Raw genomic sequence first — 25,805 nt, 5'->3', positions numbered from 1 at the left:
GAAATCTGATGGCGTCGCCCGCCGCGCCGCTGCGGGGAGCGGGGCCGCCCCTTGATCCCTATAAGAATAATTCGGCAACTCAGCGCGTCCGCCGCGTGGCAGGGAGTCTCAGGTTAGCCCCGACGGGCCTTGGGCTACAGAGGGTCAAGGTCCCACATGCCACGGCGCCAGACGGGTAGCTTTCCGCGCCGATGCCCCATATCTGGCGTGTTTGTCACCCCCTGCGGTGATCGTGGTCGGCGAACCCCTCGGCGGCCTCCCGGAAGATCGCCTTGCCGATTATGAAGGTGGCCAGCGGGGCCTGGGAGGAGCAATTCTCTCCAGCGTTCGGCCCCCCTGCGTTCTGGCATCGGGTTCGGATTCCTCACCCTTTCACCGCACGCCCCGGACGTGTCCTTGATCTCAATTTGACTACAGACAGTTATATTTCTACTGCGGAGCGTCGCGACGTGTTGGTGTCCTGCACCTTAAAGGGCCACTGGATCGAGCTACGCCCTCATCTCTCACCTCACCTCACTTGAACATCGGAGCAACGATGCGTATACCGTTTGCCGTGGCCGCCGCAGCCATCGGCTTTGGCCTCGCCGCGACGACCGCCCTTCCAGCCCTGGCCGACGACACGACCGTCACGTTCACGATCACCGGCGGCACTCTCACGATCAACGCGCCCGCCTCGTCGAACCTGGGCTCGGTCGTGTCCGGCACCGCCAGCGTCTCCGGACAGATGGGCGCCGTGACGGTGACCGACGATCGCGGCGGCCTGTCCAGTACCTGGAGCGCCACTGTCACCAGCACCGACTTCACCACCGGCGGAGCCACGGCGCCCGAGACGATCCCTAACATCAACGTCAGCTACAGTCCGGGCGCGGCCACCAACACCACAGGGACGGGCACCTTCACGCCTGGCCCCGGCGGCATCGTCAATGTGCCGCGCGTCGCGTTCACCGGAGCCGATCTCGTCGGCGACAACACCGCCACCTGGAATCCCACGCTCACCGTGACCATTCCGGCCGGGAAAGTCGCCGGTGTCTACACCGGCACCGTCACCCACTCCGTCGGCTGACCCCACCCGAAACAACGACAGCCGTGCGTTTTCATAACCTCCTTTCTGGGCTGCTGGTGGCCGGAGTCCTCGCCCCGGCCACCGGCATGCCGCACGCGCCGGCCTCCACAGCGGCCCACTCGCGCGGAACCGGCGGCGTCGGGATCCGCCTGGTCGACGCGCCGATCCAGGCGCGAGCCGACTCACGAGCCCGCCGCTACATCGTCGATCACCTCACGCCGGGTTCGGTCATCCACCGGCGGGTCGAGGTGTCCAACACGAGCCCCTCCACTCAGCATCTTTCGCTTTACCCGGCAGCAGGGGAGATCCGCGACCGGAGATTTCAGTTCGCCCCCGGTCGCACCGCCAACGATCTGTCCAGCTGGACCAGCATGAGTCGAAGCGACGTGACCCTGGCGCCGCAATCTCACTCGATGGTCACCGCGACCATCGCCGTGCCGAAGAACGCCGCTCCGGGAGAGCGGTACGCGATGATCTGGGCCGAGGCGGTCAAGGCCCCGCCGCCCGGAGGGGGCTTGCGGCAGATCAACCGGGTCGGCGTCCGGGTCTATCTGGACGTCGGCGGCGAGAACCCACCAGCTGCGGACTTCACCATCGACTCGCTTACGGCCCAACGATTGCCGAGCGGCCAGCAAGTCGTTCTGGCGCAGGTGCACAACATCGGAGGCCGCGCACTCGATCTGAGCGGCGAACTGAACCTCTCCAACGGCGCCCTGAGCGCCGGTCCCTACATGTTCGCAACGGGTACGACGCTCGCGCCGGGCGACGTCGGATCCGTCACCGCGCCTCTCACCGAGCATGTACCCGATGGCCCATGGCACGCCCGCATCCATCTCGAAAGCGGACTGACCGAACACACCGCCGAAGCGACCCTCCAGTTCCCCTCCTCCGCGGGGACGGCGAAAGCGGTCGTCGCAGAGATGGACAGCAGCAACTATCTCCTACACCTCATAGTGGCCCTTGCCACCGGCATCGTCCTGTCCGCCCTGGCGGTAGCCGCGTTCCTGCTCATCCGGCGAAACCGCTCACGTGGGGAACGGAGCACAGCATAAGCGGCTCCGGGCAAACAGCGGGGCGTAGGTGACCGGGCGCCGCCTGAATATGGATGAGCCCTGGCCACCTCCTCGCGGAGGCCAGGGCTTGTCTGCGTGCTCTGACGATCCGCTGTCGTCGAGGCACGTGGTTTGCCTGCCGGACATGAGGGAGCGTGGGCCGTTCGACTCATGCTGATGTAGGTGGATATTGGCCTGAGCTGAGGCGATATTCGTCCGGATTATTCGATGTCGATTTTGTCGGCCTATTTGGTGGCGATTGGCGTCGGATTTCCTGAAGGTGTGATGCGGATCACACTTGACCTTTATTCCTTGTTGTGGCGGTTGGGGCTCCAGGGGCGGGCGACGAATAAGCGCATGTCACGTGATCGTCAAGTTTCGGCGTCGTGAATATGCCCGAATATGAACTGTTATCGGTCCTCCTTATGGCTGTCCGTAATTGTGGTTAGGACGCTTCTACCTGCGGTTTTACGGGAACCTTACTTTGACCTTCGGTCGTTACCATTGAGTACGTGAATAGTCGTCAAGGTTCAAAGGAGATCCGCTTGGCTCTACAAGGTTCGATCCCTGTCTCGTTTGAGCAGGTTTTTCCCTGCGGCTGTTTTGTGGTGGGGGAGGTGTCCCAGGTGCTTGATTTCGAGGCGAGTACTCGGGAGCGGCCTGTTCCGGCTCGGGACAAGGTCACGGGTGAGCTGATGTGGTCGGTTCCGGTGATGGACGCCGACCCGACGCTCAAGGCGGCTGCTAAGTCGGTCGCGGTGAAGATTCTTTCTCCGGTTGCGCCGGAGATCCCGGAGCCTCCGGCGGCCATGGCGGGCCTGCCGTTCGTGCCGGTGGTCTTCGAGGGGCTGGCGGTGACGCCGTATGTCGCCGCCAATGGCCGAATGGCCTATTCGTTCAAGGCCACGGGTCTACGGCTGGCGTCGCTGAGCGGCGCGAGGACCAAGGGCGGGTCTAAGGACAACCCGTGAGAGCCGTTCGCGTTTCGGCGTGGCGGGGCGTGGGGGTCTGGGCCAGCGTGAATGGCGCTGGATCGTATGCGGTGCAGAGCACCGGGGCGGCGGCAGGGGCCGCGCGCCGAAAATCTGAGGGCGCGTAGGCGCCGTTTTCGTCAGGGCGCATATCGACGTAGTGGGCTAGTCGGGGCCGCCGGATGTCGCTTCTTCGGCGGTCCCCACCGATAGTGCGCCTTTCCTGTTCCTCTCCCGTTATCTCCTCATTGCCCAAACGGGCAAGGTCCCCTTTTGGGGGATTCGGCGAAAGGTTCTTTTCATGCTGCGCAAACTTCCTGGTTCAGAAGTCGAGAACGTGGTTTCAACCGGCCCTGATACCTCGGTGGTGTTCCGGCCGATGGTGGTCCGGACGCCGGGAATCGTCTTCCTGGTCGTGCATCTGTGGCGGCTGTCGGTCGCCATCGTCAAGACGGTCGTGCGGCATCCGATCGCCTGCGCTGTGGTGGGCGCGGTGACGGCGTCGCTGTATCTGCTGGGCTGGCGCGCGACGATGGCCTCGCTCGGCGTCCTCGCGTACGTGCTGCTGGGGTGGCGGGCGTTGGAGCCGCGCTCCTTTGCACGGTTCATCGCCTGGCCTGCGGTGGGCTGGTGGCGGTGGATGTGGATCTACCGGCGCAAGTGGCGGGCGGTGATGGCCGTTACGGGGCTGGCTCAGCAGGTGGGCGGTCGCCGTTATCTGCCTGACCTGGTCAAGGTCAAGTCCGACCGGTACATGGACATGGTCACGGTCAAGATGCTGTCCGGTCAGGACGTCGAGGCGTGGGCGGCCCGCTCGGGCAACCTCGCGCACGGTTTCGGGGCGGTGAGCTGCCGCGTCTCCTCGCCCAGGCCGGGGCGGGCGCTGCTGGTCTTCCGGCGGCACGATGCGCTGGCGGCGACGGTGCCGGCTCGTCCGCTGCCGGTCAAGCCGTCGGTGGGGCCGGTGCCGGTGGGGCTGTCGGAGGACGGGCGGGCCTATCGGCTGCGGCTGCACGGCACGCATGTGCTGATCGCGGGAGCGACCGGGGCGGGTAAGGGGTCGTGGCTGTGGTCGGCGGTGCGCGGCCTGCTGCCTGCCTCCAAGGCTGGGCTGGTCAGGCTGTGGGCGCTGGACCCAAAGCGGATGGAGCTGTCCTACGGTCGGGCGCTGTTTCACCGGTATGCCGCCAAGCCGCACGACTGCGCGCTCCTGCTGGAACTGGCGGTGGAGGTGATGCAGGAACGGGCGGACCGCTACGCCGGGGTGCGCCGCGACCATGAGGCCACGGTGGAGGATCCGTTCATTGTGGTGATCGTCGATGAGGTCGCGTTCCTGACGGCCTACCAGCCCGACAAGCAGCTGAGGGCGCGGATCATGGCGGCGCTGGCGACGCTGACCACGCAGGGCCGGGCGGTCGGGGTGTGCGTGCTGGCGGCGTTGCAGGACCCGCGCAAGGACGTGCTGAGCATCCGCAATCTGTTCCCGGACCGGGTGGCGCTGCGCCTGGACGAGCCGGAGCAGGTGGACATGGTGCTGGGCGACGGGGCGCGGGATCGGGGCGCGCTGGCCGATCAGATCCCGCGCGATGCCGATGATCCGAGCGTCGGGGCGGGGGTCGGCTACGTGCGGCTGGAGAACTCCCCCGATCCGATCAGGGTCCGGGCGGCCTACGTCAGCGATGACGACATCAAGCAGATGCTCTTGCGGTACTCGGCTGTCGGGGAGGCGGTGTGAGTTTCCAGATCGTGCTGTACGGGCTGCGCTGTTCGCTGTGCGGGGCGGAGGACGAGCTGCGGCAGGACCTCATGCGGGCGCTGGTGGAGTGCCGCGCGTGCGGGCACCGCGCCATGATCGGCGACGTCAACGCCTGCGACGACGAGCCCGCCGAGATCTTCGGCATGGAGCTGATCGAGGGCTACGGCGACGCCTTCGACCCCGAGAACGCGGATGCCGAGAACACGGAGCTCGACACCGGCTTCGGTGCGGAGAGGGGGATCGGGTGATAGCGGTTCGCAGGCGGGGGATCGTCGCGGCGGCGGTTCGTGGGTGGCGGCGGTCGGCCGGGTTCGTCAGGGTGTGGTGGCGGGCGCTGGTCGTGTTCTGGCTGGCGGGCACGTTCCTGGCGTGTGTCTGGGTGGTGGGCTGGCGCACGATGGCGGTCTGGCTGCTGGGGGTGGTGAGCTACGCCGTGGTGACCTGGCCGGACACATGGCCGCTGTGGTCGCCGCGCTTCGGCCGGTGGGCTCGTCCGGTGCTGGGCTGGTGGCGGCGGGTGGTGGTGTATCAGCGTCGGGTGCGGGCGGTGATCGCGATCGCGGGTCTGGCCGGGCCGATCAGTGGGCGGCGGTATCTGCCTGGTCTGCTCAAGGTCACCTCGTGTCAGTACGCGGATCCGGTGGCGGTCGCGATCTTGGCGGGTCACGACTTGGACGGGGCGGCGTGGTTGGACGGGTTCGGGGCGGTGAGCTGCCAGGTTGCGTTTCCCTCGCCGGGGCGGGTGGAGCTGACCTTCGTGCGTCGTGAGGCGGTGGCGGAGCCGGACGGGCACGCAGGTACCGCTGTCGGTAGGGAGGGCGGTAGCGGGGTCGGGAGCGTGGGCGGCGTCGACTTCGACGCTGAGATCGGCGGGGAGAGGGGGGCTGCTTGACGGTCGCTGCCGTTGGGGGGGTGCCGCGTGCTTTGGCGGGTGCGCGGCTCCTGTCCCCCGAAGTTGCCGAACTGGTGGCCATCGAGAACGGGGTTTGCATCCGGCCCTTGGCCATGCGGGTGCTGGACGAGGCGACGGGCGTGAGCCGGATCGTGAACGTGGCGTGCGGGGCGCGGTTGGAGAGCAAGTGTCCGTCGTGTGCCAAGCGCAACCGGCAGGTTCGGATGGCGCAGTGTCGTGAGGGCTGGCACGTGGAGGAGGAGCCGGTTACCGGCTCAAACGGGGATGGCGGGCAGGTCAAGGAATCGGCCGGCACCTGCATGATCGATTCCGCGGGAGAGGTTCAGGCCGGGGACGGCGCTCGGCGGGTGCGCTCTACGCGGCGGCGGCAGGACGCGCCGAAGCTGCCCAGGCGGGACCGGTCAGCGAGCACACTCGGGCGGACGTTCACGACTTCGGAGGGGAAGGTGTACCGGCCGTCGATGTTCGTCACGCTCACGTTGCCCTCCTACGGGCGGGTGCGCGGTGGCGTGCCGGTGGATCCGGAGCGCTACGACTATGCGTGGGCGGCGCGTGATGCGTTGCACTTCTCCAAGCTGGTGGATCGGTTCGTGCAGAACCTTCGCCGGGTTGCTGGGTGGGACGTGCAGTATTTCGCGAGCGTGGAGTTTCAGAAGCGGCTCGCGCCGCATCTGCACATGGCGGTCCGGGGCACGATGGCGCGTGCGGAGCTGCGGCGGGTGATCGAGGCCACCTACCACCAAGTGTGGTGGCCTGCGGTGGATCGGGTGGTCTACGACGGTGACCTGCTACCGGTGTGGCGGGACGGCGCGGGCTATGTCGATCCGGAGTCCGGCGTGGTGCTGGAGAGCTGGGATGAGGCGTTGGACCGGCTCGGGGAGAATCAGCAAGCGGCGCCGCTGCATGTGGCGCGGTTCGGGGTCCAGGCTGACATCCGGGGCGTGCTGGCCGGGACGGCCGATGCCGATCAGTGCATCCGGTACCTGGCGAAGTACCTGACCAAGAGTGTGGATGCGGGGGCGCTGGGCGCGGAGGGGGCCAAGGGCCGGGCTCGGCGGGCACATGCGGCGCGCCTGGTGGAGGCGCTGAGGTTCGAACCGTGCTCGCCGGGGTGTGCGAACTGGCTGCGGTACGGGGTGCAGCCGAAGGACGCGAAGTCGGGTTTGGTGCCGGGCCGGTGCCGGGGCAAGGCTCATCGCGCCCAGCATCTCGGGTACGGCGGACGGCGGGTGCTGGTCTCGCGCAAGTGGTCGGGGCGGACGATGGGTCAGCATTGCCGGGATCGGCGGGCCTGGGTGCTGGAAGCGCTCGGCATCGAGCAGGAGGCGTCGGAGTCTCAGCGGTTCGTGTGGGAGCTGCTGAGCCCATCACATCGGGAGGTGCCGCCGCTGCGTCTGCGTCTGTTGGCGCTGGTGGCCGAACGGCAGCAATGGCGAAGGGAGATGGAACGGGCGAAATCGGGGTCGGGAGAACTGGGGGTGGTGCGATGATGCAACTGCCGTTGCCGGGTCTGGAGGACTTGGCGTGCGGGACGGCGGGGTCGGTTCGCGAGGAGGGGCGCATGACAATGGACAGCGCCGAAGGCACGACTTCTTCAGGTAGCGGCGCAGAGGATGGCGGAGGGCGGTCAGCCATCACGGACCCGGGGGCGGGTGGGAGGGCCGCCGACAGCGCACGGCAGAGCAACCCCCCTGCGGGTGATCATGGTCAGAGGGGCGGTCGTTCAGCGGAGGGAAGGCGGCAGCGTAGCCCGCGCGCCCGAGACGGCTCCGGGGGTGCTCTCACGCAGGGGGCCGACGATGAGGAGATCACAGCCATGATCGACAGTTGGCCTCCGTTGTCGGAACAGGAACGCGAACGGCTTGCGCAGTTGCTCCGGTAGGTGATCGCGGCAACTACATCGCCAGCACCCCCGCCAGTCAGGTACGGGCGGGGGCGCTGTTGTTCTCTAGGCTGTCTGCTTCCTCGAATGGATCCGGTTCGGGGTGATGCTGACGCGTTCCTTGAGCGGTACGCGCCTGCCGCGCCCCACGGGAAGGATCTTGACCGTGAGTAGGAATCGCAGGATCTCCCGCTGCCTGCCTAGGGAGTGATCCAGGTAGGTGCGCTCGGCGTCGTCGGTCAGGGCGAACTCCGCCAGTGGGCTGGCGTTGGTCGCAGTCCTCAGCTCGGCTCGGATCTCGGCGATCTTGGCCTCGGCGGTCGCGATGGCGTCGTCGGCGATCTCCTCGTCCCACTGCCCAAGCACGGCCTTGCGGGCGGCCGTCTTCTGGCTTGCCTGGAGCTGGACTATCTCATCGCGCAGGCTGGCGACATCAACGCTGGTGTTCGCGGGCAGGAGGTCCTTTACGTCCGGACGGGACAAGCGCTTGATCAGCACCCGTTCTAGGTATTTGTCCAGCTCGGTAGCGTTCACCACGCAATGCCCCTTGCTGCGGCACCGGTAGGTGGGCTCGCCCTTGCTGTTGTTGCGTACCGTGGCGGTGCTGCCGTCGTTGCACTGGCCACACAGGATGATCAGCGAACCGAGCCACCGGGGGGTGTTGCCGGGGCTGGTCTTGCGGGTCGGATCAGCAAAAAGAGTGATCAACGCCTGTCGCTGGTCTTCCGGGATGATCGGCTTGAAGGCATTGCGCTTTATGATCTTCCCGTCGTACACGGAGTGTCCTGCGGTACGCGGGTGGGTGAGGATCTGCCGGAGGGTCTTGGAATTCCACCCCTGCGTCTCAACGACCTTGCCCAGGCGCTTGAGCGTCCGTCCGTCCGCCTGGCTGACCGTCTTGACATCCCGCCTGGCTAGATCACGCAGCACCTGATCTAGCGCCACGCCTGCCAACAGGTCTTTGGCCCAACGCTGGATCTCGGCTGCCTCGCCCTCGTTGTGCCTGGTCATGTCCAGGACGGGGCGGTCCTCGTAGCGGCGTTCGGAGATCGGGGCCTTGGGGTTGACGCACACGGACCGGATACGGCCGGTGTCCACCCCCCAACCGAACGGCCGAACTCCGCCACCATAGGCACCCTGGCGGGCCTGGCGCTTGCGGGCGTCGGTGACCCGCTCTCCCCGGTGATCGCTTTCGTAGTTCGCGTCAAGGGTGTCGTTGAGGAACTCCTTCCGCCCGGCGGCCTTGTTCAGGTTGTAGAAGGAACCCTTCATGCCGCTGTACACCTTCACGCCGTACTCACGCGCGACCTGGATGAAGGCCACAGCCTCCCCGATGTCGCGGTGGAACCTGTCGGCGTGCCGGATGATGATCAAGCGAATGAGCCCGGCCTTGATGTCGTTGATCAGACGCGCATACTCGGGCCGCTCCACCTTCGTGAAGGCCGACAGGTCGTTATCGACGTAGGAACGGGCGATGACCTCACCCAACTCCTCGGCCGACTCCTGGTTCTCCTCGTGCTGCGTCCCAACGCCCTCGGCGTCTCCGCGCTTGTCGTAGGAGATCCGACAGTATTCGACGCAATGACGGTTGGCGTTTACGGCTGCTTCGAGCACTCGACTTCCCCTCTGACCTGCTGTTTTCCCGTCCTTCTGCTTCAATTATGTGTCCTAGACCGGTAGTAGGGAAGACCACGACCATGCGCATGCTGACCACGCTGCTCCGGCCCACGTCGGGCACCGCCACGGTGGCGGGCCATGACCTGCTGGCCGACGCCCGCGAGGTGCGGCGCCGCATCGGCTACGTGTCGCAGGGCGGCGGGATCAACCCGGCCGCCCCGCTCGGCGAGGAACTCGAACTCCAGGCCATGCTGTACGGCCTGCCCCGCGCCGAGGCCAGAACCCGGGTGGTCGAGGTGCTGGCCCAGCTCGACCTGACGGGCCTGGAGCCGAGGCCGGGAGCCGCCCTGTCGGGCGGTCAGCGCCGCCGCTTCGACATCGCGTTCGGCCTGCTGCACCGGCCGGCGCTGCTCTTCCTGGACGAGCCGACGACCGGACTCGACCCGCAGAGCCGGGCCAACCTGTGGGACCACATCCGGGCGCTGCGCGCCGAGCACGGCGTGACGGTCTTCCTGACCACGCACTACCTCGACGAGGCCGACGCCCTGTGCGACCGGCTGCTGATCATCGACCACGGCCGCATCGTGGCCGAGGGCACCCCGGCCGAGCTCAAGACCGGCGGGCGCACGCTCGACGACGTGTTCCTGGACATCACCGGCAGGTCCCTGCGCGAGGAGGCGGGCGTCTGATGCTGCGCGACACCTGTTTGCTGTTCCATCACCATCTGCGCATCACGCTGCGGCAGAAGTTCGGCCTCATCTTCGGGGTCATCCAGCCGCTGCTCTTCCTCGTGCTGTTCGGGCCCATCTTCGCCACGATCGGCACCTGGGAGACGCTGGTGCCCGGCCTGATCGTCCAGCTCGGCCTGATGAGCACGGGCATGGCCGGGTTCGGCGTGGTCTTCGAGAAACGCTCGGGCGTGCTGGAACGGATGCGCGTCACCCCGGCCAGCCGCCTGGCCCTGCTGCTCGGCCGGGTGCTCAACAACGCGGTCACGCTCATCCTCCAGACGGTGCTGCTGGTCGCGGTCGGCTACGCCTTCGGCCTGCGCGCCCCGGTCGCCGGGGTGCTGGCCGGGCTCGTGCTGGTGGTCGTGCTCGGGCTCAGCCTGGCGGCGTTGTCGTACGCGATCGCGCTGACCATCAACGATCAGATCTTCGCGCCGTTGATGGGCACCGTGGTGGTACCGCTGGTCCTGCTGTCGGGCGCGTTCCTGCCCATGTCGATGGCGCCCGGCTGGCTGGACGCGCTCTCGCGCATCAGCCCGTTCCGGTACGTGCTGGAGGCGCTGCGCGAGCTGTTCGCCGGGCACTACGCCACCGGCACGGTCGGCGTCGGCGTGGCGGTGACCGTGCTCTTCGCCCTGGTCAGCGTCGCGATCGGGACGCGGGTGTTCAACAGGGAGAACGCCTAGGCGCGGCGGCGGGCGCGGTCACAGCCGTGCTCGCCGCCTCGCGCGTCGATCCGCTAGGCGTCGGGACACGCTCGGGCCCGGCGCTGGAGCGCGGCGATGATCCCGGCGGTGTCGACGATCCCATAGCCGTAGTCGTAGTCGAACCCCACCTCGCTGCGGTCCTCGCCCGTACGGCGGAGCAGGGCGCGCAACTGCGCGGGCCGCAGCCGCGAGGCCGGCCAGAGCGTACGGATCGCCGCGACCAGCCCGGCGGCGACCGGGGTGGCGGCCGACGTGCCCGAGTCGGGCTCGGAGTCGCCGAACGCCTTGGACCCGGAGAAGTGGGTGTAGGCGCAGATGTCGGGTTTGCGGGCGGTCAGCCGCCCCGGTCCCTGGGAGGAGTAGCCGACCCGTTTGCCGCTGACGTCGACGCCGCCGATCGACAGGACCCGGGGATGTGAGTTCGCGCCGGCGATCGGCCGGTTCGGATAGGCGCACCGGCCGTCGCGGCACTCGCGCCCGCAATTGCCCGCCGCGAACAGCACGTCGGCGCCCGCGTTGTCGAGGCTCGCGACCATCAGGTTGAACGGGTGGGCCGCGTTGTCGGAGTAGTTGCCGGGATGGCCGACGGGGAAGTCCCATTCGGGGGAGAACGACCCCCACGAGCTGTTGATCACCAGCGCTCTCGACGCCTCGGGCTGCATGGCGAGCACCAGGCGCAGGTGCGCGAACGCGGCCACGGCGTCGGACAGCAGTCCGTCGAGCGCCGTGCCGCCCGGACGGGTGGAGCGCAGCACCGGGATGTCGATCAGCGACGCCTGCGGCGCGCCGATGAGGGTGTCGAAGGCGCACATCGTGCCGTGGTCGAGCTCGAACTCGCCCGGCCGGCCGTCGACGCCCGAGGGGTTCCAGCTCCGCTGGGCGTCGAGCGTGACGCCCCGGCCGAGCTGCCGGGCGACGTGGGCGGCGTTGATGCCGGTGTCGAGCACGGCCAGGGTCACCCCCGTGCCGTCGAGCCCCTCGGCGTGCAGCCCGGGGACGTTGAGCAGCCGTTCGACGTCATGCCAGTCGCCGAACGGCGCGTCACCGCCGCAGGTGAGCGAGGACTCGACGACCGGATCGGAGTAGACGCCGACGACGTCGGGCCGGAGGGTGGGCAGCAGGGCCACCCGGGTCGTCAGCTCGTCGTCCGAGATCGTGCCGCGGACCAGCACCGAGGCGTCCTCGGCGGCCAGGGAGAAGTCCAGCGGCTGGTTGAGCGACAGCGGGTCGCCGCCGGCCGCGGGGACCGGCCGGGGCAGCGCCACGGGGGTGAAGGCGGTGTCGAGCTCGACTCCGGGCAGGCCGTCCGCGACGTCGGCAGTGGTGGCGGTCTGGCCGGGATCGGCGACGGCCATGACCAGATCGGGGGAGGGGCGCAGCTGGATCAGAACGCGCATGGGGCACCACCGGGATGTTCGGAGGGAATTGAACCTCCCAAGATTCCTTCATCTGTTCGGGCGTGTCCAGCACATCTCATGGGCTTTGACCTGCTGAAATGCCGTAAAAGGGGCTAAGGGGACGATATTCATTCCCGTCGTCAGGCTTCCTTGATCCCCGTTCGTTCACTACCGTGAGGCGGCATGACGCTCCAGGCACAACAGACGGTCGCAGGCGAGGACGGCGGCCACTGGCTGGCGGTACGACCGAGGCTCATTCTCGCCAGCGCGTTCATGCTCTTCCTGGAGCTGGCGCTGATCCGGTGGACCGGATCGAACATCGTGCATCTCAGCTATTTCACGAATTTCGTGCTGCTCGGCTCGTTCCTCGGCATCGGCCTGGGGTTCCTGCGCGTGGGGCGGGCGCGGCGGCAGCCGTACTACTCGCCGGTCATCCTGTTCGGCCTGGTCTTCGTCGTGCTGACCTTCCCCGTGACCGTCGACCGCAACACCGAGGGCGTCCTGTACTGGACCAGCCTGTCGACCACGGGACCGCCCGCGTGGCTGATCCTGCCGGTGATCTTCTGCGCGGCGGCGCTCGTGCTCATGGGCCCGGCCGAGCTGGTCGGGCGCTGCTTTCCCGAGCTGCCCCGCCTGGAGGCCTACCGCTACGACCTGATCGGCAGCCTCTCGGGGATCGCGCTCTTCACCGCGCTGTCGTTCCTGAGCGCGCCGCCGGTGTTCTGGGGGCTGATCGCGGCCATCGCCTACGGGGTGCTGCTGGTGCCCCGGCCGCGGGTGATCTACCTGGGGCTCGTCACCGTGCCGTCGCTGGCGGTCGTGGGGCTGCTGCTGGCCGAGACGCTGACCGCCGGGGCGTTCTGGTCGCCGTACTACAAGGTCACCTACAAGCAGTTCGAGCAGCTCGGCGTGCCCGTCACCGACATCTCCGTGAACGGCATCCCGCACCAGCAGGCCGTGCCCGCCGCTGCCCGGCTGCAGTGGGAGCGCCAGTACGGCCTGCCGTACGAGCGGGCCAGCACGCCGCCCAAGAACGTGCTCATCGTCGGCGCGGGCAGCGGCACGGACGTGGCGATCGCCCTGTCCAAGGGCGCCGCCCACGTCGACGCCGTCGAGATCGACCCCAAGCTTCGCGAACTGGGCGGCTCCCTGCATCCCGACCGGCCCTACGACGACCCCCGGGTGACCACCCACGTCACCGACGGCCGCGCCTTCCTGGAACGCACCGGCGACAAGTACGACCTGATCCTGTTCGCCCTGCCCGACTCGCTCACGCTCGTGTCCGGGGCCAGCTCGCTGCGGCTGGAGAGCTACCTGTTCACCGAGGAGGCCATGCGGGCCGCCCGCGCGCACCTCAAGCCCACCGGGACCTTCTCGATGTACAACTACTACCGCGAGAGCTGGCTCGTCGACCGGCTCGCCTGGACCGTGCAGAACGCCTTCGGGCACAAGCCGTGCGTCGACGTGGTCAGCACGGCGGGCCAGCAGGCCGTGATCACGGCGGGCGCGACGCCGTCCGCGCAGCGGTGCGCGGGGGAGTGGGCGGGCGCCGCGGCCGGTACGCCGCCGCCGACCGGTGACGACCGGCCGTTCCTCTACTTGAAGGACGGCGACATCCCGTCGCTCTACCTCATCACGCTCGGCCTGATCCTCGCGGTCAGCCTGATCGCCGTCCGCGTCGTCGCCGGCCCCTACCGGCGGATGCGCCCGTACGCCGACCTGTTCCTGCTCGGGGTGGCGTTCCTGCTGCTGGAGACCAAGAGCGTGACGGGCTTCGCGCTGCTGTTCGGTACGACGTGGGTGGTCAACGCGATCGTGTTCGCCGGGGTGCTGGTCGCCGTGCTCGCCGCCGTCGAGGTCACCCGCCGCTTCCGCACCCCGCCGCTGCCGGTCATGTACGCGGTGCTGTTCGGCGGACTGCTGCTGGCCTGGCTGGTGCCCAACACCTGGCTGCTGTCGCTGCCGCTGCCCCTGCGGGCGGTCGGGGCGGTGACGGTGGCGTTCCTGCCGATCTTCGCGGCGAACGTGGTCTTCGCCAAACGCTTCTCGGACTCGGCGGACGCCACGACGTCCTTCGGCGCGAACCTGCTGGGGGCCATGGTCGGCGGCTGCCTGGAGTACCTGGCGCTGGTGATCGGCTACAAGGGCCTGCTCATCGTGGCCGGCGTCCTGTACCTGGGCGCCTTCCTCCTGCTGCCGCGCAAGGCGGCGGCAACATAACGGCGGTCAGCCGGGTTCGTCGTCGAGGCCGGGCCGGGGCTGACCGGGCCCGCGGACGGGCGGGTTCGGGCTGGCCGGCGAGATCGGCACGCTCGCGGTGGGCGCGCGGGCGGACCTGCTCGTGCTCGACGGCGACCCCCTGCGAGATCTCGGGGTGCTCGCCGAGCCCGAGCACATCCGCCACGTCGTCCAGAGCGGCCAGGTCGTCTCCGGCTGAGCTCTGAGGTCAGCCCTTCAGCCCGCTGGAGAAGCCCTTGATCACGTAGCGCTGCAGCAGCAGGAAGATCACGACGATCGGCAGCGCCCCGAGCACCAGCCCGGCGAAGACGAGACCGTGGTCGGAGACGTACTGGCCGACGAAGGCGAACACGCTCACCGGCACCGTCTCGAATCCCGATCCGCCCAGGTAGAGCAGGGGGGTGAAGAAGTCGTTCCAGATGAACACGGCGTTGAGGATCAGCACCGTGCCGGTGATCGGCCGCAACAGCGGGAAGACGACCCTGGTGAACGCGGTCAGATGCGAGGCGCCGTCGATCTGGGCGGCGTGGGCGTAGTCCCGTGGCAGCGCGCGGATGAACCCGGTGTAGAGGAACACCGTGAACGGCAGTTGGATACCCGTGTAGAACAGGATCATCCCCGCGTGCGTGCCGATCAGCCCGAGGTCGGTCACGAGCTGGTAGAGCGGGATCATCCCGAGCTGGAAGGGCAGCACGATGCCGAGCAGGAACAGCACGTACAGCCCGTAGCCGAGCCGGCTCTTGGCCCTGGCCAGGTAGTAGGCGGCGAAGGAGCCGAGGGCGATCAGCGCGACCAGGCTGACCGCGGTGATCACGGTGCTGTTCATCAGGGACGGGCCGAGCGCGGCGGCCGACCACGCCTTGGTGAAGTTGGCCGTGGTGGGCGGGGCGGGCAGCGCCAGCGGTGTCTGGGCGATCTGCGCCGGGTCCTTCAGCGACAGCGTGATCAGCGCGTACACCGGGAACAGGAATGCCACCGCCACCAGGATCATGACGATTTCCAGCAGGAACGTCCGCCTCATTGGGCCACCTCCCGGCCGCGCAGGTAATAGACCTGCACGAGCGACACCGCGGCCACGAACAGGGCGAGCACCAGGGCGATCGCCGTGCTGTAGCCGAACTTGCCGAACACGAACGCCTGCTTGTACAGCACGGTCGACAGCGTCTCGGTGGCGTAGCCGGGGCCGCCGTTGGTCGCCGCGAAGATCTGGTCGAACAGCTTGAGACCGCCGATCGTGGAGAGCATCAGGTTGATCGTCAGGGCCGGGGCGAGCAGCGGCCAGGTGACGTAGCGGAAGCGTTGCAGCGTTCCCGCGCCGTCGATCATCGCCGCCTCGTGCAGCTCACGCGGCACGCCCTCGAGCCCGGCCAGGAAGATGACCATCGAGTAGCCGGCGTACTGCCACACGACCGTGGCCGCGATCGACCACAGCGCGAGCGACGGGTCGCCCAGCCAGTCGATCTGCAGCCCGAGCAGCCCGTTGAGCCCGGCGGACGGGTCGGGGTTGTAGATGTACTTCCACAGGAAGGCCACCATGACCGGGCTGACGACGACCGGCGCGAAGAAGATCACCCGCAGCAGCGCCCTGCTCTTCAGCTTGGCGTGCACGCCGAGCGCGAGCAGCAGTCCCACGCCGTTCTGCACGACGACGATCGCCACGGTCAGCAGCAGCGTGTTGCCGATCGAGTCCATGGCCTGGTCGTCGTGCAGGAGCGCCTGGAAGTTCGCCAGCCCGACGAACGACTTGTCCGCGCCGATGCCGCTCCAGTCGGTGAAGGCGTAGAGCATGCCCGCCAGGCTCGGATAGAGCACGACGGCGGCGTACACCACCAGGGCGGGCGCCGCGAACAGCCACGAGGGCGAGAGCGCGGCGAACCGCCGCCGCGGCTTGCCGGCCGCGGCGGTGGGTCGTCCGACAGGCGTCGCTGTCGTGGTCATCTGCCGGGTCATTTGGCGTAGGCCTCGTCCATCTTCTGCAACGCCTCGTCGATCTTGATCTTGCCGGCGAGCAGGTCCTGGATGACCGCGAAGTGGACCGGCTGCACCTCGGCGTTCGGCCAGCGCTGGTCCATGAACGGCACGGCCTTGTCCTTGGTGAACGGCAGGAACGACTGCACCGCGGGGTCGATGCTGGAGGAGGCGTCCTGGGTGAGCGGGATGGCCGCGATGGCCTTGGCCCAGCGGTTGATGTTCTCCTGCTTGCCGAGGAAGTCGATGAACGCCTTGGCCTCGGCCACGTTCTTGCCCTTGGCGGCGGCGCCGAGGCCGACCACCACGCCGGCCGGGATCCATACCTGGGCCGCGTCGTCCGCGCCGGGGACCGGGAACATCGACAGGTCGTCGGGGCTGGCCGCCGCCTTGCGGAAGTCCGGCAGCACCGCGGACACCTGGATGGCCATGCCCGCCTTGCCGGTGGCCACCATCGAGATCTGCTGCTCGAAGGTGGTGCCGTTCGGCTTGTCGTTGAAGAAGCCGCGCTTCTGCAGCTCCAGGTACATCTCCATCGCGTCGCGCCAGCCGGACTTGGCGAAGCTGGTCTGGCCCGCCGCCTGCTTGTCGTCGAAGGTGGGGTCCTTGGCGTACACGGTCGAGGGGACGAGGGCGTAGGTGATGAGCTGGGTGACCCACGGCGTCTGCGCGCCCAGCGCGATCGGCGCCTTGCCGGCCTTCTTCAGCTTGTCGCAGACCGCCAGGAACTCCGTCCAGGTGGTCGGCGGCGCGTCGACGCCCGCCTCCTGGAACACCTTCTTGTTGTAGATCGCGCCGATGACCGAGGAGCCGGCCGAGTAGATGTAGGTCTTGCCGTCCTTCTGGAAGGCGGGCTTGAAACCGGTCGGGATCGTCTGGGTCCACGCCTGGTCGGACAGGTCGGCCAGCAGCCCGGCCCCGGCGATCTGGTCCATCGACATCGCGCTGCCGTTGCCCGGGTAGACCACGTGCAGGTCGGGCGAGTTGCCCGCGCCGAGCTGGGTACGCACCGAGGTCATCACCTGGTCGGTAGGGGCGAACGAGGTGGCCAGAGTGACGCCCGGCTTGGCCTGCTTGTAGGCCGCGACCAGCTCGTCCATCGGCGCCTTCTGGTCGGCCACGCCGACGAATCTCAGCTCGGTGGCGGACGCCTGCCCCTGACCGGTGGAAGCGGTGGTCTGGGGCTTGGTCGAACACGCGGTCGCCGCGGCGGCGACCGCGAGACCGCCCATCATGCGGAAGAACTGGACGCGGCTCAGCCTGGCATCGCGCAGCTCGGTCATGCTGTCTCCTCGGTCTAACTCGGAATGGGGGGTCCCCCGAGGGTGCCCGGCAGGGCAGATCTGACCGCCGGACCCGAATGCGAACGTTTTAATAACGGTCGTCGTGAAGTACGTTATATCTAACGTTAAATCGTGTGAAGTTGTGAAGGTGCGAGGAGACTACGAGTCGTTCCGCAGGGGTGTCAAGGGTGTGGGCCGCGCTACGATGCGCTGGCGTCGAAACTGGGAGAGCGCAGGTGAAGTCACGTCAGCACGCGGACAGGGGAGTCGCCAGGCGCCAGGCGATGGCGGAGCATCTCATGCGGCACGGCTCGGCCTCGGTGAGCGAGCTCGCGGAGGTCTTCCGCGTGAGTGTGATGACCGTGCACCGCGATCTCGACGAGCTCGAGCTCCAGGGCATGGTGCGCAAATACCGTGGCGGCGCCAGTGCCCAGGCGTCGAGCGTCTTCGAGAGCAACATCGCCTACCGGCTGACGGCCCAGATCGAGGAGAAGGAGGCGATCGCCCGGCATGTGGTGGGGCTGATCGAGCCGGGTAGCTCGGTCATGATCGACGACTCCACGACCGCGCTGGCCGTCGCCCGGCATCTGGCCGAGGTGGCCCCGCTGACCGTGGTGACGAACTTCCTGGAGGCGATCAAGCTGCTCGCCCCGGTGCCCGGCATCCAGCTCATGGCGCTGGGCGGCGAATACCATCCGACGCACGACTCGTTCCTGGGCGTCGGCTGCGTCGACGCGGTCGAGGCGATGAACACCGACACGGTGATCGTCTCCACCTCGGCCATCTCCGACCGGCACGCCTTCCACCAGGAGCAGGAGATCGTGCTGGTGAAGCGGGCCATGGTGGCCGCGGGAACGCGGTGCGTCCTGGCGGTCGACCACACCAAGCTCGACCGGGTGGCCCTGCACCGGGTGGCGCCGCTGGAGAAGTTCGACGTCATCGTGGTCGACGCGCAGGCGCCGGCCGAGGCCGTCAAACGCCTGCGTGAGCGGCGGTACAACGTCGAGGTGGCCGGCTAGCCCGTCTTCACGGTCCGCCTCCCCGCTGTACTTCGGCTGGGGTCCTTTGGGGGGTGAGGTGGGTGATCGTTGGGGTCCTTGGTGAGAGGGCGGCGATCGCTCATTGCGAGGCGAGCGCGGCGAAGACTTCGTCCAGGAGGTCGACCAGGTCCAGCTCGCCCTCGGAGGCGGTCCAGTGGTCGAGGGCGACGTTCAGGCAGTCGAGTGCGGCCGAAAGCCGGCGCAGCGAACCCGGCACGCCGGTCTACGTCGAGCCGTACTTCCCGGCTCGACGGCCCGAGGGGACGAGCCAGGAAGAGGCGTTCCGCTGGTTCCTGGACACCCCGGGCGTCCCGGTGCCCGCCGATCGGGTCAAGGAGCTGGCCGACACGGCCGTCCGCGCCTGATCAGCGGATGATCCGCGCCCGAGCCCGGAACAGGGCGGCCACGATCGCCTCCTCGCGGTCGGGGTCGAGGCGGACCATGGGGACGGAGCAGCTGGGGGCCTCGTTCGGCCGCCCGGTCGGTGAAGGTGTGGACGGTGCGCGCCTCCAGAGTCTCCGGCAGGAGCGCGTCGACCTCCTCCCAGGGGCGCCCGGCGAGGATCGCCTTGCCGAGTCCGGTCGCCCGTGACGGCAGGCGCCGGCCGGGCCGACTGACGATGGTGAGGGAGTGACGGGAGATGTTCGACGTGTTGCGTCATCGATCACCTCTTGACGGGTGTGGAAACACACACTTAATGTCTCGGCTACAAATATAGACGCCGTCTCCATATGTAGACAAGAGGTTTGCTGTTGATGTCCCCCGCTTCCCCGCGAGTCGCCGCCTCCCTGTCCGGGTTGCTCGCCTTCCCCGTCACGCCGTTCACGGAATCGGGGGACGTGGACCTGTCCCGCTTCAGGACGCACCTCACCGACGTGCTCGCCGCGAAGCCCGCCGCGATCTTCGTCGCCTGCGGGACCGGGGAGCTGGCGTCGTTGACGGGCACCGAGCACCAGGCGGTGGTCAGAGCCGCCGCCGAGCACGTGGCCGGGGCGGTCCCGGTGCTCGCCGGGGTCGGGGGCGGCACGCGGACGGCCGTGGAGTTCGCTCGTGCCGCGCAAGCCGCCGGGGCCGACGGCCTGCTGGCGCTCCCGCCGTACCTACAGGTCGGGCCGCCGGCCGGGCTGGTGTCGCACTACCGTGAGGTGGCCGCCGCCACGGATCTGGACGTGATCCTCTACCAGCGTGGCACGGCTGTCTTCACCCCCGCGGCGGTGGCCGAGCTCGCCGAAGTGGACAACATCGTCGCCCTGAAGGACGGGCACGGCGACATGGAGCTGCTCCAGCTCATTCAGACCGCGACCGGCGGACGGCTGCCCCTGCTGAACGGCATGCCGACCGCCGAGGTCTTCGCCCGCTCCTACGCCGGCCTCGGCGCCCGCGCCTACTCCTCGGCGACGCTGGCCTTCGTCCCGGAGGTCGCCGTCGCGTTCTTCGAGGCGTTCGAGAGCGGGGACGACGCGACCCAGCAGCTCCTGCTGCGCGAGTTCTACGCCCCCCTCACCGAACTGCGCAATACGACTCCCGGCTACGCCGTCTCCCTCGTCAAGGCCGGTCTGGACATCCGCGGCCGCTCCGCCGGGCCCGTCCGCTCGCCACTGGCGCAGGTCACCCCGGAGCACCGCGAGCAGCTCGCCCGCATCATCGACCGCGGCCTCGCCGCTCTCAGCGCGACGCCTGTCGCATAGCACGTCGCCTGCCCGCCACCCGGAGCAGGCGATCTCGGAGGAACCATGATCACCACCCCTCGCCGCCGTCAGGCGGCGTCCGCCCTCTTGGCCCTCGGCACCCTGCTGTCAGCCGGCGCCTGCTCGGTCGCGAACAGCGGCCCGGAGCCCTCGTCGTCCGGCGCGGCGAACACCGTCCGCATCGTGCTGCCCGAAGAGCCCCCGACCCTGGAGCCGTGCGACGCCTCCCTCACCGCGACCGGGCGCGTCACCCGGGCGAACATCACCGAGGCGCTCACCGAGCGTGACCCGGGCACCGGGCAGCTCCAGCCCGCGCTGGCCACAGAGTGGAAGCAGGGCGCGCCGACCGAGTGGACCTTCACCCTGCGCAAGGGCGTGAAGTTCCACGACGGCACCGCGTTCGACGCCAAGGCGGCCGCCTTCGCCATCGACCGCGCCGTCGGCTCCAAGGTCGACTGCAACGTGAACGGTTACGTCTTCGGCGGCATCAAGCTCACGGTGACGGCCGTGGACGACGTGACCCTCAAGGTGACGACGGCCAAGCCGGACCCGATCCTCCCGCTGCGGCTGTCCTTCGTCGAGATCGTGCCGGCCACCACGAGCGCGACCGGCAAGGTCCGCGAGCCCGTCGGCACCGGCCCTTACAAGATCGCCAAGTGGGACGCCGGCCGCAGCCTGCGCCTGGAGCGGTTCGCCGGGTATTGGGGCAAGGCGCCGGAGTTCGCCGCGGCGGAATACGTCTGGCGCGGCGAAGGCAGCATCCGCGCGGCCATGGTCAAGAGCGACGAGGCCGACCTCGCCGTCGGCCTCGCCCCCGAGGACGGCGCCGGCGACTCCGCCGTGCAGTTCCCCAACAACGAGACCTCCTACCTGCGCATCGACGCCGCCAAGCCGCCGCTCAACGACCTCCGCGTGCGCCAGGCGATCAACTACGCCATCGACAAGGACGGGCTCGTCGCCTCGGTCTTCGCCGGGCTCGGCAAGCCGGCGGGCCAGCTCGTTCCCGAGGGCGTGACCGGTCATAGCTCCGCCATCCAGCCCTGGCCGTACGACGCGGCGCAGGCCAAGAAGCTGATCGCGGAGGCCAAGGCGGCCGGCGTCCCCACGGACACCGCCATCACGATCATCGGCCGGAACGGGATCTACCCCAAGGCCGCCGAGGCGATGGAGGTCGTGCAGAACTCGCTGAACGAGGCCGGGCTCTCGGTGAAGATCCAGATGCTCGACGTGAACGCCTGGCTGGAGTACCTGCTGCGCCCGTTCCCCAAGGACGCCGGCCCCACCCTGCTGCAGGCCCAGCACGGCAACCAGGCCGGTGACGCGGCCTTCACCATGGGCCAGATCTACGGCAGCAAGGGCGCGCAGAGCAGCTTCGGCACCCCCGAACTGGACGACCTCATCACCGCCGGCGAGCAGGCCTCGGGCGAGGCGCGCCAGACGGCGTTCGCCAAGGCGCTGGACCACCAGAACAAGGACGTCGTACGGGACGCGGTCATGGCGCACATGACGGGCATCCTCGCGCTGTCGAAGAAGGTCACCTACAAGCCCAACGCCGCCACGAACGACGAGATGCGCCTCGCCGACATGCACCCGGCCGGCTGAAAGGAACAGGTGTGCTGACCTTCCTGCGGCGTCGCATCGCCTCCAGTGCGATCCCGCTGGTCGTCGTGATCCTGGGCGTGTTCTACCTGGCGCGCCTCACCGGCGACCCGTCGAATCTCTACCTGCCCCTCAGTGCCACTCCGGAGATGCGGGCGGACTTCGCCGCCCGGCACGGGTTCGACCAGCCGCTGCTCGTCCAGTTCGGTGACTACCTGACCCAGGTGTTCCGGATGGACTTCGGCGAGTCGCTGCGGACCGCCGAACCCGCCGCCGACGCGGTGCTGCGGGCCTTCCCCGCGACGCTGCAGCTGGCGGGCGCCACGATGATCCTGGCGATCCTCGGCGCGATCGTCGTCGGGAGCTGGGCGGCCTACCGCCCGAACTCCCTGGCCGATCGGGTCGCCAGCTTCACCTCGACGACCGCGGCCAGCATGCCGGACTTCTGGTTCGCCATCATGGGCGTCCTGGTCTTCGCCGTGGCACTCGGCTGGCTGCCCACCTCGGGCACGGAGAGCGCGGCCGCGTGGGTGCTGCCGGTGCTCACCCTGCTGATCCGGCCGTTCGGCGTGCTCGTGCAGGTGGTGCGTGGCGCGATGGTCACGGCGCTGTCCGCGCCGTACATCAAGGTCGCCCGGAGCAAGGGCGCGGGAGAGCTGCGGGTGGTCTTCGGCCACGCGTTGCGCAACGCCGCGCCGCCGGCGCTCACCGTGGCCGGCGACCTGACCGTCGGGCTGGTCAACGGGGCCGTGGTCGTCGAGACCATCTTCGGCTGGCCGGGCATCGGCAAGCTGATGATCACCTCGATCCTGCAGCGCGACTTCGCGGTGCTGCAGGCCGCGGTCCTGGTGACCGCGATCACCATCTTCGCGCTCAACATCGTCATCGACGCCTGTTACGCGCTCCTGGACTCGCGGGTCCGCCAGGGGGTGACGACATGACTTCCGTTGACACTCCTGCCGCGTCGCGGGTTACTTGGTGGCGGCTGCTGCTGCGGGACCGGTTCGCCTGCGTGGCGGTGGTGATCCTGCTCCTCGTGGCCACCTCCGCGCTCATCGGGCCGCTACTGCTCGGCGATCTGGCCGTGAAGCAGAACCTGCGGGCGGTCAACCGGCCGCCGTTCGGCCTCGACGACGGCTGGGCGTTCCTGCTCGGCAGCGACTCGCTCGGCCGCAGCCTGCTCGCCAGGCTCATCGTGGCAAGCCGCACGACGCTCTCCGTAGCCGTCCCGGCGGTCGTGGTCTCCCTCGTCGTCGGGTCGATCTGGGGGATGTGGGCGGGCTATCACCGAGGCTGGCGGGAGAACGTCTCCATGCGCGTCGCCGACGTCATCCTCAGCTTCCCCTCGCTGCTGCTGGCCGTGGTCGTGCTGTACGTCTTCTCCCCGAGCGCCGGGAACATCGTCCTGGTCCTGGCGATCGCGCGGATCCCGATCTACCTGCGCGCCGCCCGGGCGGAGTCGGCCGAGCTGCAGAGCCGGCTGTTCGTCGACGCGGCGCGCACCTTCGGAACCAAGAGCTGGGCGATCATCAGCAGGCATGTGGCACCGACCGTGCTGCCCACCCTGTTCACCGTCGCGACCCTGGACTTCTGTTTCGTGATGCTGACCGAATCGTCGCTGAGCTTCCTGGGCATCGGCATCCAGCCGCCGGACATGAGCTGGGGCCTGATGGTCGCCCAGGGGCGGCAGGTACTGCAGAGCGCCTGGTGGATCGCCGTCTTCCCGGGACTCGCCATCGTGGTGACCACCGTCTCGGCGACCGTCCTCGCCTCCTGGGCACGCCTGGCCATGGACCCCGGCCAGCGGTGGCGGCTCACCCTGCCCCGCTCGCGCCGCGAGAACCGCCGCGAAGCCCGTCACAAGAACAAGGAGGTGCGGGCGTGAGCGAGTCGAACGGGTCCCCGGTGCTGGAGGTGGATCGGCTGTCGGTCGACATCCGAACCCCTTCCGGGACGGTACGCGCCGTGCGCGAGGTCAGCTTCTCCGTCCGCTCCGGCGAGACACTGGCGCTCCTGGGCGAGTCGGGCTGCGGCAAGAGCATGACGGCGCAGGCCATCGTCGGCCTGCTCGACCCGGTGGCTCATGTGGCCGGCGGCGCCGTACGCCTGGACGGGACCGACGTCCTCACCCTGTCGCCGTCACAGCGCAGGCGACTGGCCGGTCCCGGCCTGGCCATCGTCTTCCAGGACGCGCTCACCGCGCTGAACCCGGTCCAGACGGTCGGCGCCCAGCTCGCCGAGCCGTTCAGGATCCACGAGCGACTTTCGCGCCGCGCGGCGCGAAAGCGAGCCGTCGAGCTGATGGAACGGGTGGGCATCCCCGAGGCCGGTGCCCGAGTCGGCGCCTATCCGCACCAGTTCTCCGGCGGCATGCGCCAGCGGCTGCTCATCGCGCTGGCGATGGCCCTGCACCCCAAGGTGCTGCTCGCCGACGAGCCCACCACCGCCCTCGACGTCACCGTGCAGGCCCAGATCATGGAGCTGCTGCGCGAGCTGCGCACCGAGCAGCAGACCGCGCTGATCCTGATCACCCATGACCTCGCGGTCGTGGCCGAGCAGGCCGACCAGGTAGCCGTCATGTACGCGGGCAACATCGTCGAGACCGGCCGGGTGGCGGACGTGTTCGCCCGGCCGCGCCATCCGTACACCCAAGGGCTGCTCGACTCGGTGCCGGCCGAGGTGGCCCGCGGAACCACCCTGAAGTCCATCCCGGGCAGCCCGCCCGACCTGCACTCGGTGCCCTCGGGCTGCGCCTTCCGCGCGCGCTGTCCGATGGCCCGCGACGTGTGCGCGGAGCAGCGCCCCGTCCTCGTCGAGGCCGGACCCGGGCGCCTGTCCGCCTGTCACCATTGGAGGGAGCTGACCGATGACTGAGCCCGCCACGCCGACCCTCGCCACGAAGGAGACGGCCGTTCCCCTGCTGGACGTGGCGGGGCTGAGCAAGAGCTTCCACGTGGCGCGCGGCCCCTCCGGCCGCAACCGCCTGCGCGCCCTCGACGGAGTCGACCTGCGGCTGGCACGCGGCGAGACGCTGGGCCTGGTCGGGGAGTCCGGCTGCGGCAAGTCGACCCTGGCCCGGGTGCTGCTCATGCTGGAGCGCCCGGACCAGGGCCACATCAGGTTCGAGGGCACGGACCCGTTCACGCTGCGCGGCAAGGAACTGCTCAAGTGGCGCCGCCGGGTCCAGATGGTCTTCCAGGACCCGTTCGCGTCGCTGAACGCCCGCCTGTGCGCCGAGGACATCATCGCCGAGCCATGGCGTACGCACCGTGACCTGGTGCCGGCGAAGGAACGCGGCAGGCGGGTGACCGAACTGCTGGAGATGGTCGGGCTGCGGGCGAGCGACCTTCGCCGTTACCCGCAGGAGTTCTCCGGCGGCCAGCGCCAGCGGCTGGGAATCGCCCGCGCGCTCGCCCTCGAACCCGACGTCATCGTCTGCGACGAGCCGGTGTCGGCGCTCGACCTGTCGGTCCAGGCGCAGGTGCTCAACCTCCTCACCGACCTACAGGCCAGGCTGGGCGTGTCGTACGTGTTCATCTCCCATGACCTGTCCGTCGTCCGCCACGTCGCCGACCGGGTCTCGGTCATGTACCTCGGCAGGATCGTCGAGACGGGCCCGACGAAGCAGGTGTTCGATCAGCCACGGCACCCCTACACCGCCGCGCTGATGTCGGCGGCACCGGTGCTCGACGTCACCCCGGGAGCGCGGCGCGACCGGATCCTGCTCAAGGGCGAGGTGCCCTCCCCGCTCGACCCGCCGTCGGGGTGCCGGTTCCGTACCCGCTGCTGGAAGGCGCAGGACATCTGCGCCCAGCAGGCGCCGCCCCTGGAGCCGTCGGGCGACGAACCGCAGCACGCGGCCGCCTGCCACTTCCCCCTGGAGGAGACGGCCGCCCGGTGAAG

24 protein-coding genes and 1 pseudogene are annotated in these 25,805 nt (G+C 69.0%); 19 read left to right on the top strand and 6 right to left on the bottom strand.

The window, feature by feature from the left end; genetic code table 11:
* Positions 1-535: 535 nt before the first annotated feature.
* From AB0F17_RS60565 to AB0F17_RS60535, 7 genes are all read left to right on the top strand, one after another.
* Positions 536-1,063: a hypothetical protein gene (locus AB0F17_RS60565; protein WP_358044759.1), complete on the top strand. Its 528-nt coding sequence runs from the start codon at positions 536-538 to the stop codon at positions 1,061-1,063.
* Positions 1,064-1,149: 86 nt separating this feature from the next.
* Positions 1,150-2,115 (top strand): peptidase, encoded by a 966-nt coding sequence (locus AB0F17_RS60560; RefSeq protein WP_358044756.1) that lies wholly within the window; start codon positions 1,150-1,152, stop codon positions 2,113-2,115.
* Between the two features lie 512 nt (positions 2,116-2,627).
* Positions 2,628-3,086 (top strand): plasmid replication, integration and excision activator, encoded by a 459-nt coding sequence (locus AB0F17_RS60555; RefSeq protein ID WP_358044753.1) that lies wholly within the window; start codon positions 2,628-2,630, stop codon positions 3,084-3,086.
* 301 nt (positions 3,087-3,387) lie between these two features.
* A complete protein-coding gene (locus tag AB0F17_RS60550; protein WP_358044751.1) occupies positions 3,388-4,821 on the top strand; it encodes an FtsK/SpoIIIE domain-containing protein in 1,434 nt (477 codons plus the stop codon).
* Positions 4,818-5,090 (top strand): hypothetical protein, encoded by a 273-nt coding sequence (locus AB0F17_RS60545; RefSeq protein ID WP_358044748.1) that lies wholly within the window; start codon positions 4,818-4,820, stop codon positions 5,088-5,090. Before AB0F17_RS60550 ends, AB0F17_RS60545 begins: the two co-directional genes overlap by 4 nt.
* Positions 5,087-5,734, top strand: a complete 648-nt coding sequence (locus AB0F17_RS60540) for a hypothetical protein (protein ID WP_358044746.1) — start codon at positions 5,087-5,089, stop codon at positions 5,732-5,734. Before AB0F17_RS60545 ends, AB0F17_RS60540 begins: the two co-directional genes overlap by 4 nt.
* Positions 5,731-7,245, top strand: coding sequence for a replication initiator (locus AB0F17_RS60535; protein WP_358044743.1), 1,515 nt, complete (start codon positions 5,731-5,733; stop codon positions 7,243-7,245). The genes AB0F17_RS60540 and AB0F17_RS60535 overlap by 4 nt, the downstream gene beginning before the upstream one ends.
* A gap of 458 nt (positions 7,246-7,703) precedes the next feature.
* Here AB0F17_RS60535 and AB0F17_RS60530 read toward each other — a convergent pair whose 3' ends face one another.
* Positions 7,704-9,296: a recombinase family protein gene (locus AB0F17_RS60530; RefSeq protein WP_358044739.1), complete on the bottom strand. Its 1,593-nt coding sequence runs from the start codon at positions 9,294-9,296 to the stop codon at positions 7,704-7,706.
* Between the two features lie 2 nt (positions 9,297-9,298).
* On the opposite strand from AB0F17_RS60530, the gene AB0F17_RS60525 reads away from it, so the two are divergent.
* Entirely contained in the window at positions 9,299-9,943 is a 645-nt protein-coding gene (locus tag AB0F17_RS60525; RefSeq protein ID WP_358044736.1) for an ATP-binding cassette domain-containing protein, read from the top strand.
* Complete coding sequence (locus AB0F17_RS60520) at positions 9,943-10,668, top strand: ABC transporter permease (protein WP_358044733.1); 726 nt, start codon at positions 9,943-9,945, stop codon at positions 10,666-10,668. Before AB0F17_RS60525 ends, AB0F17_RS60520 begins: the two co-directional genes overlap by 1 nt.
* Before the next feature lie 53 nt (positions 10,669-10,721).
* Here AB0F17_RS60520 and AB0F17_RS60515 read toward each other — a convergent pair whose 3' ends face one another.
* Positions 10,722-12,086: a S8 family serine peptidase gene (locus tag AB0F17_RS60515; protein WP_358044730.1), complete on the bottom strand. Its 1,365-nt coding sequence runs from the start codon at positions 12,084-12,086 to the stop codon at positions 10,722-10,724.
* 183 nt (positions 12,087-12,269) lie between these two features.
* Here AB0F17_RS60515 and AB0F17_RS60510 point away from each other — a divergent pair, with 183 nt between their 5' ends.
* Together AB0F17_RS60510 and AB0F17_RS60505 are read left to right on the top strand one after the other, a co-directional pair.
* On the top strand, positions 12,270-14,306 hold the full coding sequence (locus tag AB0F17_RS60510; protein ID WP_358044727.1) for a spermidine synthase: 2,037 nt from the start codon (positions 12,270-12,272) through the stop codon (positions 14,304-14,306).
* A 67-nt stretch (positions 14,307-14,373) separates the two neighbouring features.
* A pseudogene (locus AB0F17_RS60505) lies at positions 14,374-14,523 on the top strand (amidohydrolase family protein); the annotation flags it as partial.
* 9 nt (positions 14,524-14,532) lie between these two features.
* Here the strand turns inward: AB0F17_RS60505 and AB0F17_RS60500 are convergent.
* Genes AB0F17_RS60500 through AB0F17_RS60490 form a run of 3 tightly spaced genes read right to left on the bottom strand, consistent with a single transcriptional unit; the run spans position 14,533 to position 17,575 of the window.
* Positions 14,533-15,345 (bottom strand): carbohydrate ABC transporter permease, encoded by an 813-nt coding sequence (locus tag AB0F17_RS60500; RefSeq protein ID WP_358044724.1) that lies wholly within the window; start codon positions 15,343-15,345, stop codon positions 14,533-14,535.
* The gene (locus AB0F17_RS60495) at positions 15,342-16,262 is read right to left on the bottom strand and encodes a sugar ABC transporter permease (RefSeq protein ID WP_358044721.1); all 921 of its coding nucleotides are present in this window, start codon (positions 16,260-16,262) and stop codon (positions 15,342-15,344) included. The genes AB0F17_RS60500 and AB0F17_RS60495 overlap by 4 nt, the downstream gene beginning before the upstream one ends.
* Before the next feature lie 8 nt (positions 16,263-16,270).
* Positions 16,271-17,575, bottom strand: a complete 1,305-nt coding sequence (locus AB0F17_RS60490) for an extracellular solute-binding protein (protein ID WP_358044718.1) — start codon at positions 17,573-17,575, stop codon at positions 16,271-16,273.
* Between the two features lie 236 nt (positions 17,576-17,811).
* Here AB0F17_RS60490 and AB0F17_RS60485 point away from each other — a divergent pair, with 236 nt between their 5' ends.
* Both AB0F17_RS60485 and AB0F17_RS60480 read left to right on the top strand, forming a co-directional pair.
* Positions 17,812-18,594: a DeoR/GlpR family DNA-binding transcription regulator gene (locus AB0F17_RS60485; protein WP_358044715.1), complete on the top strand. Its 783-nt coding sequence runs from the start codon at positions 17,812-17,814 to the stop codon at positions 18,592-18,594.
* A 62-nt stretch (positions 18,595-18,656) separates the two neighbouring features.
* Positions 18,657-18,980: a hypothetical protein gene (locus AB0F17_RS60480; RefSeq protein ID WP_358044712.1), complete on the top strand. Its 324-nt coding sequence runs from the start codon at positions 18,657-18,659 to the stop codon at positions 18,978-18,980.
* Here AB0F17_RS60480 and AB0F17_RS60475 read toward each other — a convergent pair.
* Positions 18,946-19,236, bottom strand: a complete 291-nt coding sequence (locus AB0F17_RS60475) for an IclR family transcriptional regulator C-terminal domain-containing protein (RefSeq protein ID WP_358044762.1) — start codon at positions 19,234-19,236, stop codon at positions 18,946-18,948. The two genes, AB0F17_RS60480 and AB0F17_RS60475, sit on opposite strands and share 35 nt — an antisense overlap.
* Before the next feature lie 134 nt (positions 19,237-19,370).
* Between AB0F17_RS60475 and AB0F17_RS60470 the strand changes: the two genes are divergently transcribed.
* The 6 genes from AB0F17_RS60470 to AB0F17_RS60445 are packed head-to-tail and all read left to right on the top strand — an operon-like array spanning position 19,371 to position 25,803.
* Positions 19,371-20,303: a 5-dehydro-4-deoxyglucarate dehydratase gene (locus tag AB0F17_RS60470; protein ID WP_358044709.1), complete on the top strand. Its 933-nt coding sequence runs from the start codon at positions 19,371-19,373 to the stop codon at positions 20,301-20,303.
* 45 nt (positions 20,304-20,348) lie between these two features.
* Entirely contained in the window at positions 20,349-21,905 is a 1,557-nt protein-coding gene (locus AB0F17_RS60465) for an ABC transporter substrate-binding protein (protein WP_358044706.1), read from the top strand.
* Between the two features lie 11 nt (positions 21,906-21,916).
* Positions 21,917-22,843, top strand: coding sequence for an ABC transporter permease (locus tag AB0F17_RS60460; protein ID WP_358044703.1), 927 nt, complete (start codon positions 21,917-21,919; stop codon positions 22,841-22,843).
* Complete coding sequence (locus AB0F17_RS60455) at positions 22,840-23,787, top strand: ABC transporter permease (RefSeq protein ID WP_358044700.1); 948 nt, start codon at positions 22,840-22,842, stop codon at positions 23,785-23,787. The genes AB0F17_RS60460 and AB0F17_RS60455 overlap by 4 nt, the downstream gene beginning before the upstream one ends.
* The gene (locus AB0F17_RS60450; RefSeq protein ID WP_358044697.1) at positions 23,784-24,776 is read left to right on the top strand and encodes an ABC transporter ATP-binding protein; all 993 of its coding nucleotides are present in this window, start codon (positions 23,784-23,786) and stop codon (positions 24,774-24,776) included. The genes AB0F17_RS60455 and AB0F17_RS60450 overlap by 4 nt, the downstream gene beginning before the upstream one ends.
* Positions 24,769-25,803 carry a dipeptide ABC transporter ATP-binding protein gene (locus AB0F17_RS60445; protein ID WP_358044694.1) on the top strand — a complete coding sequence of 345 codons (1,035 nt, stop codon included), beginning with the start codon at positions 24,769-24,771 and terminating at the stop codon, positions 25,801-25,803. The genes AB0F17_RS60450 and AB0F17_RS60445 overlap by 8 nt, the downstream gene beginning before the upstream one ends.
* Positions 25,804-25,805: the final 2 nt, after the last annotated feature.

This window comes from Nonomuraea sp. NPDC026600 (assembly GCF_040638335.1).
Lineage (GTDB): Bacteria > Actinomycetota > Actinomycetes > Streptosporangiales > Streptosporangiaceae > Nonomuraea.
This window is presented reverse-complemented; position numbering and strand designations above follow the sequence as displayed.

What these genes read in the sequence shown, in the direction of transcription:
- AB0F17_RS60565 (WP_358044759.1), top strand. Translation starts at nt 536, where the DNA reads ATGCGTATACCGTTTGCCGTGGCCGCCGCAGCCATCGGCTTTGGCCTC.
- AB0F17_RS60560 (WP_358044756.1), top strand. Translation starts at nt 1,150, where the DNA reads ATGCCGCACGCGCCGGCCTCCACAGCGGCCCACTCGCGCGGAACCGGC.
- AB0F17_RS60550 (WP_358044751.1), top strand. Translation starts at nt 3,388, where the DNA reads ATGCTGCGCAAACTTCCTGGTTCAGAAGTCGAGAACGTGGTTTCAACC.
- AB0F17_RS60525 (WP_358044736.1), top strand. Translation starts at nt 9,299, where the DNA reads ATGTGTCCTAGACCGGTAGTAGGGAAGACCACGACCATGCGCATGCTG.
- AB0F17_RS60520 (WP_358044733.1), top strand. Translation starts at nt 9,943, where the DNA reads ATGCTGCGCGACACCTGTTTGCTGTTCCATCACCATCTGCGCATCACG.
- AB0F17_RS60515 (WP_358044730.1), bottom strand. Translation starts at nt 12,086, where the DNA reads ATGCGCGTTCTGATCCAGCTGCGCCCCTCCCCCGATCTGGTCATGGCC.
- AB0F17_RS60510 (WP_358044727.1), top strand. Translation starts at nt 12,270, where the DNA reads ATGACGCTCCAGGCACAACAGACGGTCGCAGGCGAGGACGGCGGCCAC.
- AB0F17_RS60500 (WP_358044724.1), bottom strand. Translation starts at nt 15,345, where the DNA reads ATGAGGCGGACGTTCCTGCTGGAAATCGTCATGATCCTGGTGGCGGTG.
- AB0F17_RS60495 (WP_358044721.1), bottom strand. Translation starts at nt 16,262, where the DNA reads ATGACCACGACAGCGACGCCTGTCGGACGACCCACCGCCGCGGCCGGC.
- AB0F17_RS60490 (WP_358044718.1), bottom strand. Translation starts at nt 17,575, where the DNA reads ATGACCGAGCTGCGCGATGCCAGGCTGAGCCGCGTCCAGTTCTTCCGC.
- AB0F17_RS60470 (WP_358044709.1), top strand. Translation starts at nt 19,371, where the DNA reads ATGTCCCCCGCTTCCCCGCGAGTCGCCGCCTCCCTGTCCGGGTTGCTC.
- AB0F17_RS60465 (WP_358044706.1), top strand. Translation starts at nt 20,349, where the DNA reads ATGATCACCACCCCTCGCCGCCGTCAGGCGGCGTCCGCCCTCTTGGCC.
- AB0F17_RS60455 (WP_358044700.1), top strand. Translation starts at nt 22,840, where the DNA reads ATGACTTCCGTTGACACTCCTGCCGCGTCGCGGGTTACTTGGTGGCGG.
- AB0F17_RS60445 (WP_358044694.1), top strand. Translation starts at nt 24,769, where the DNA reads ATGACTGAGCCCGCCACGCCGACCCTCGCCACGAAGGAGACGGCCGTT.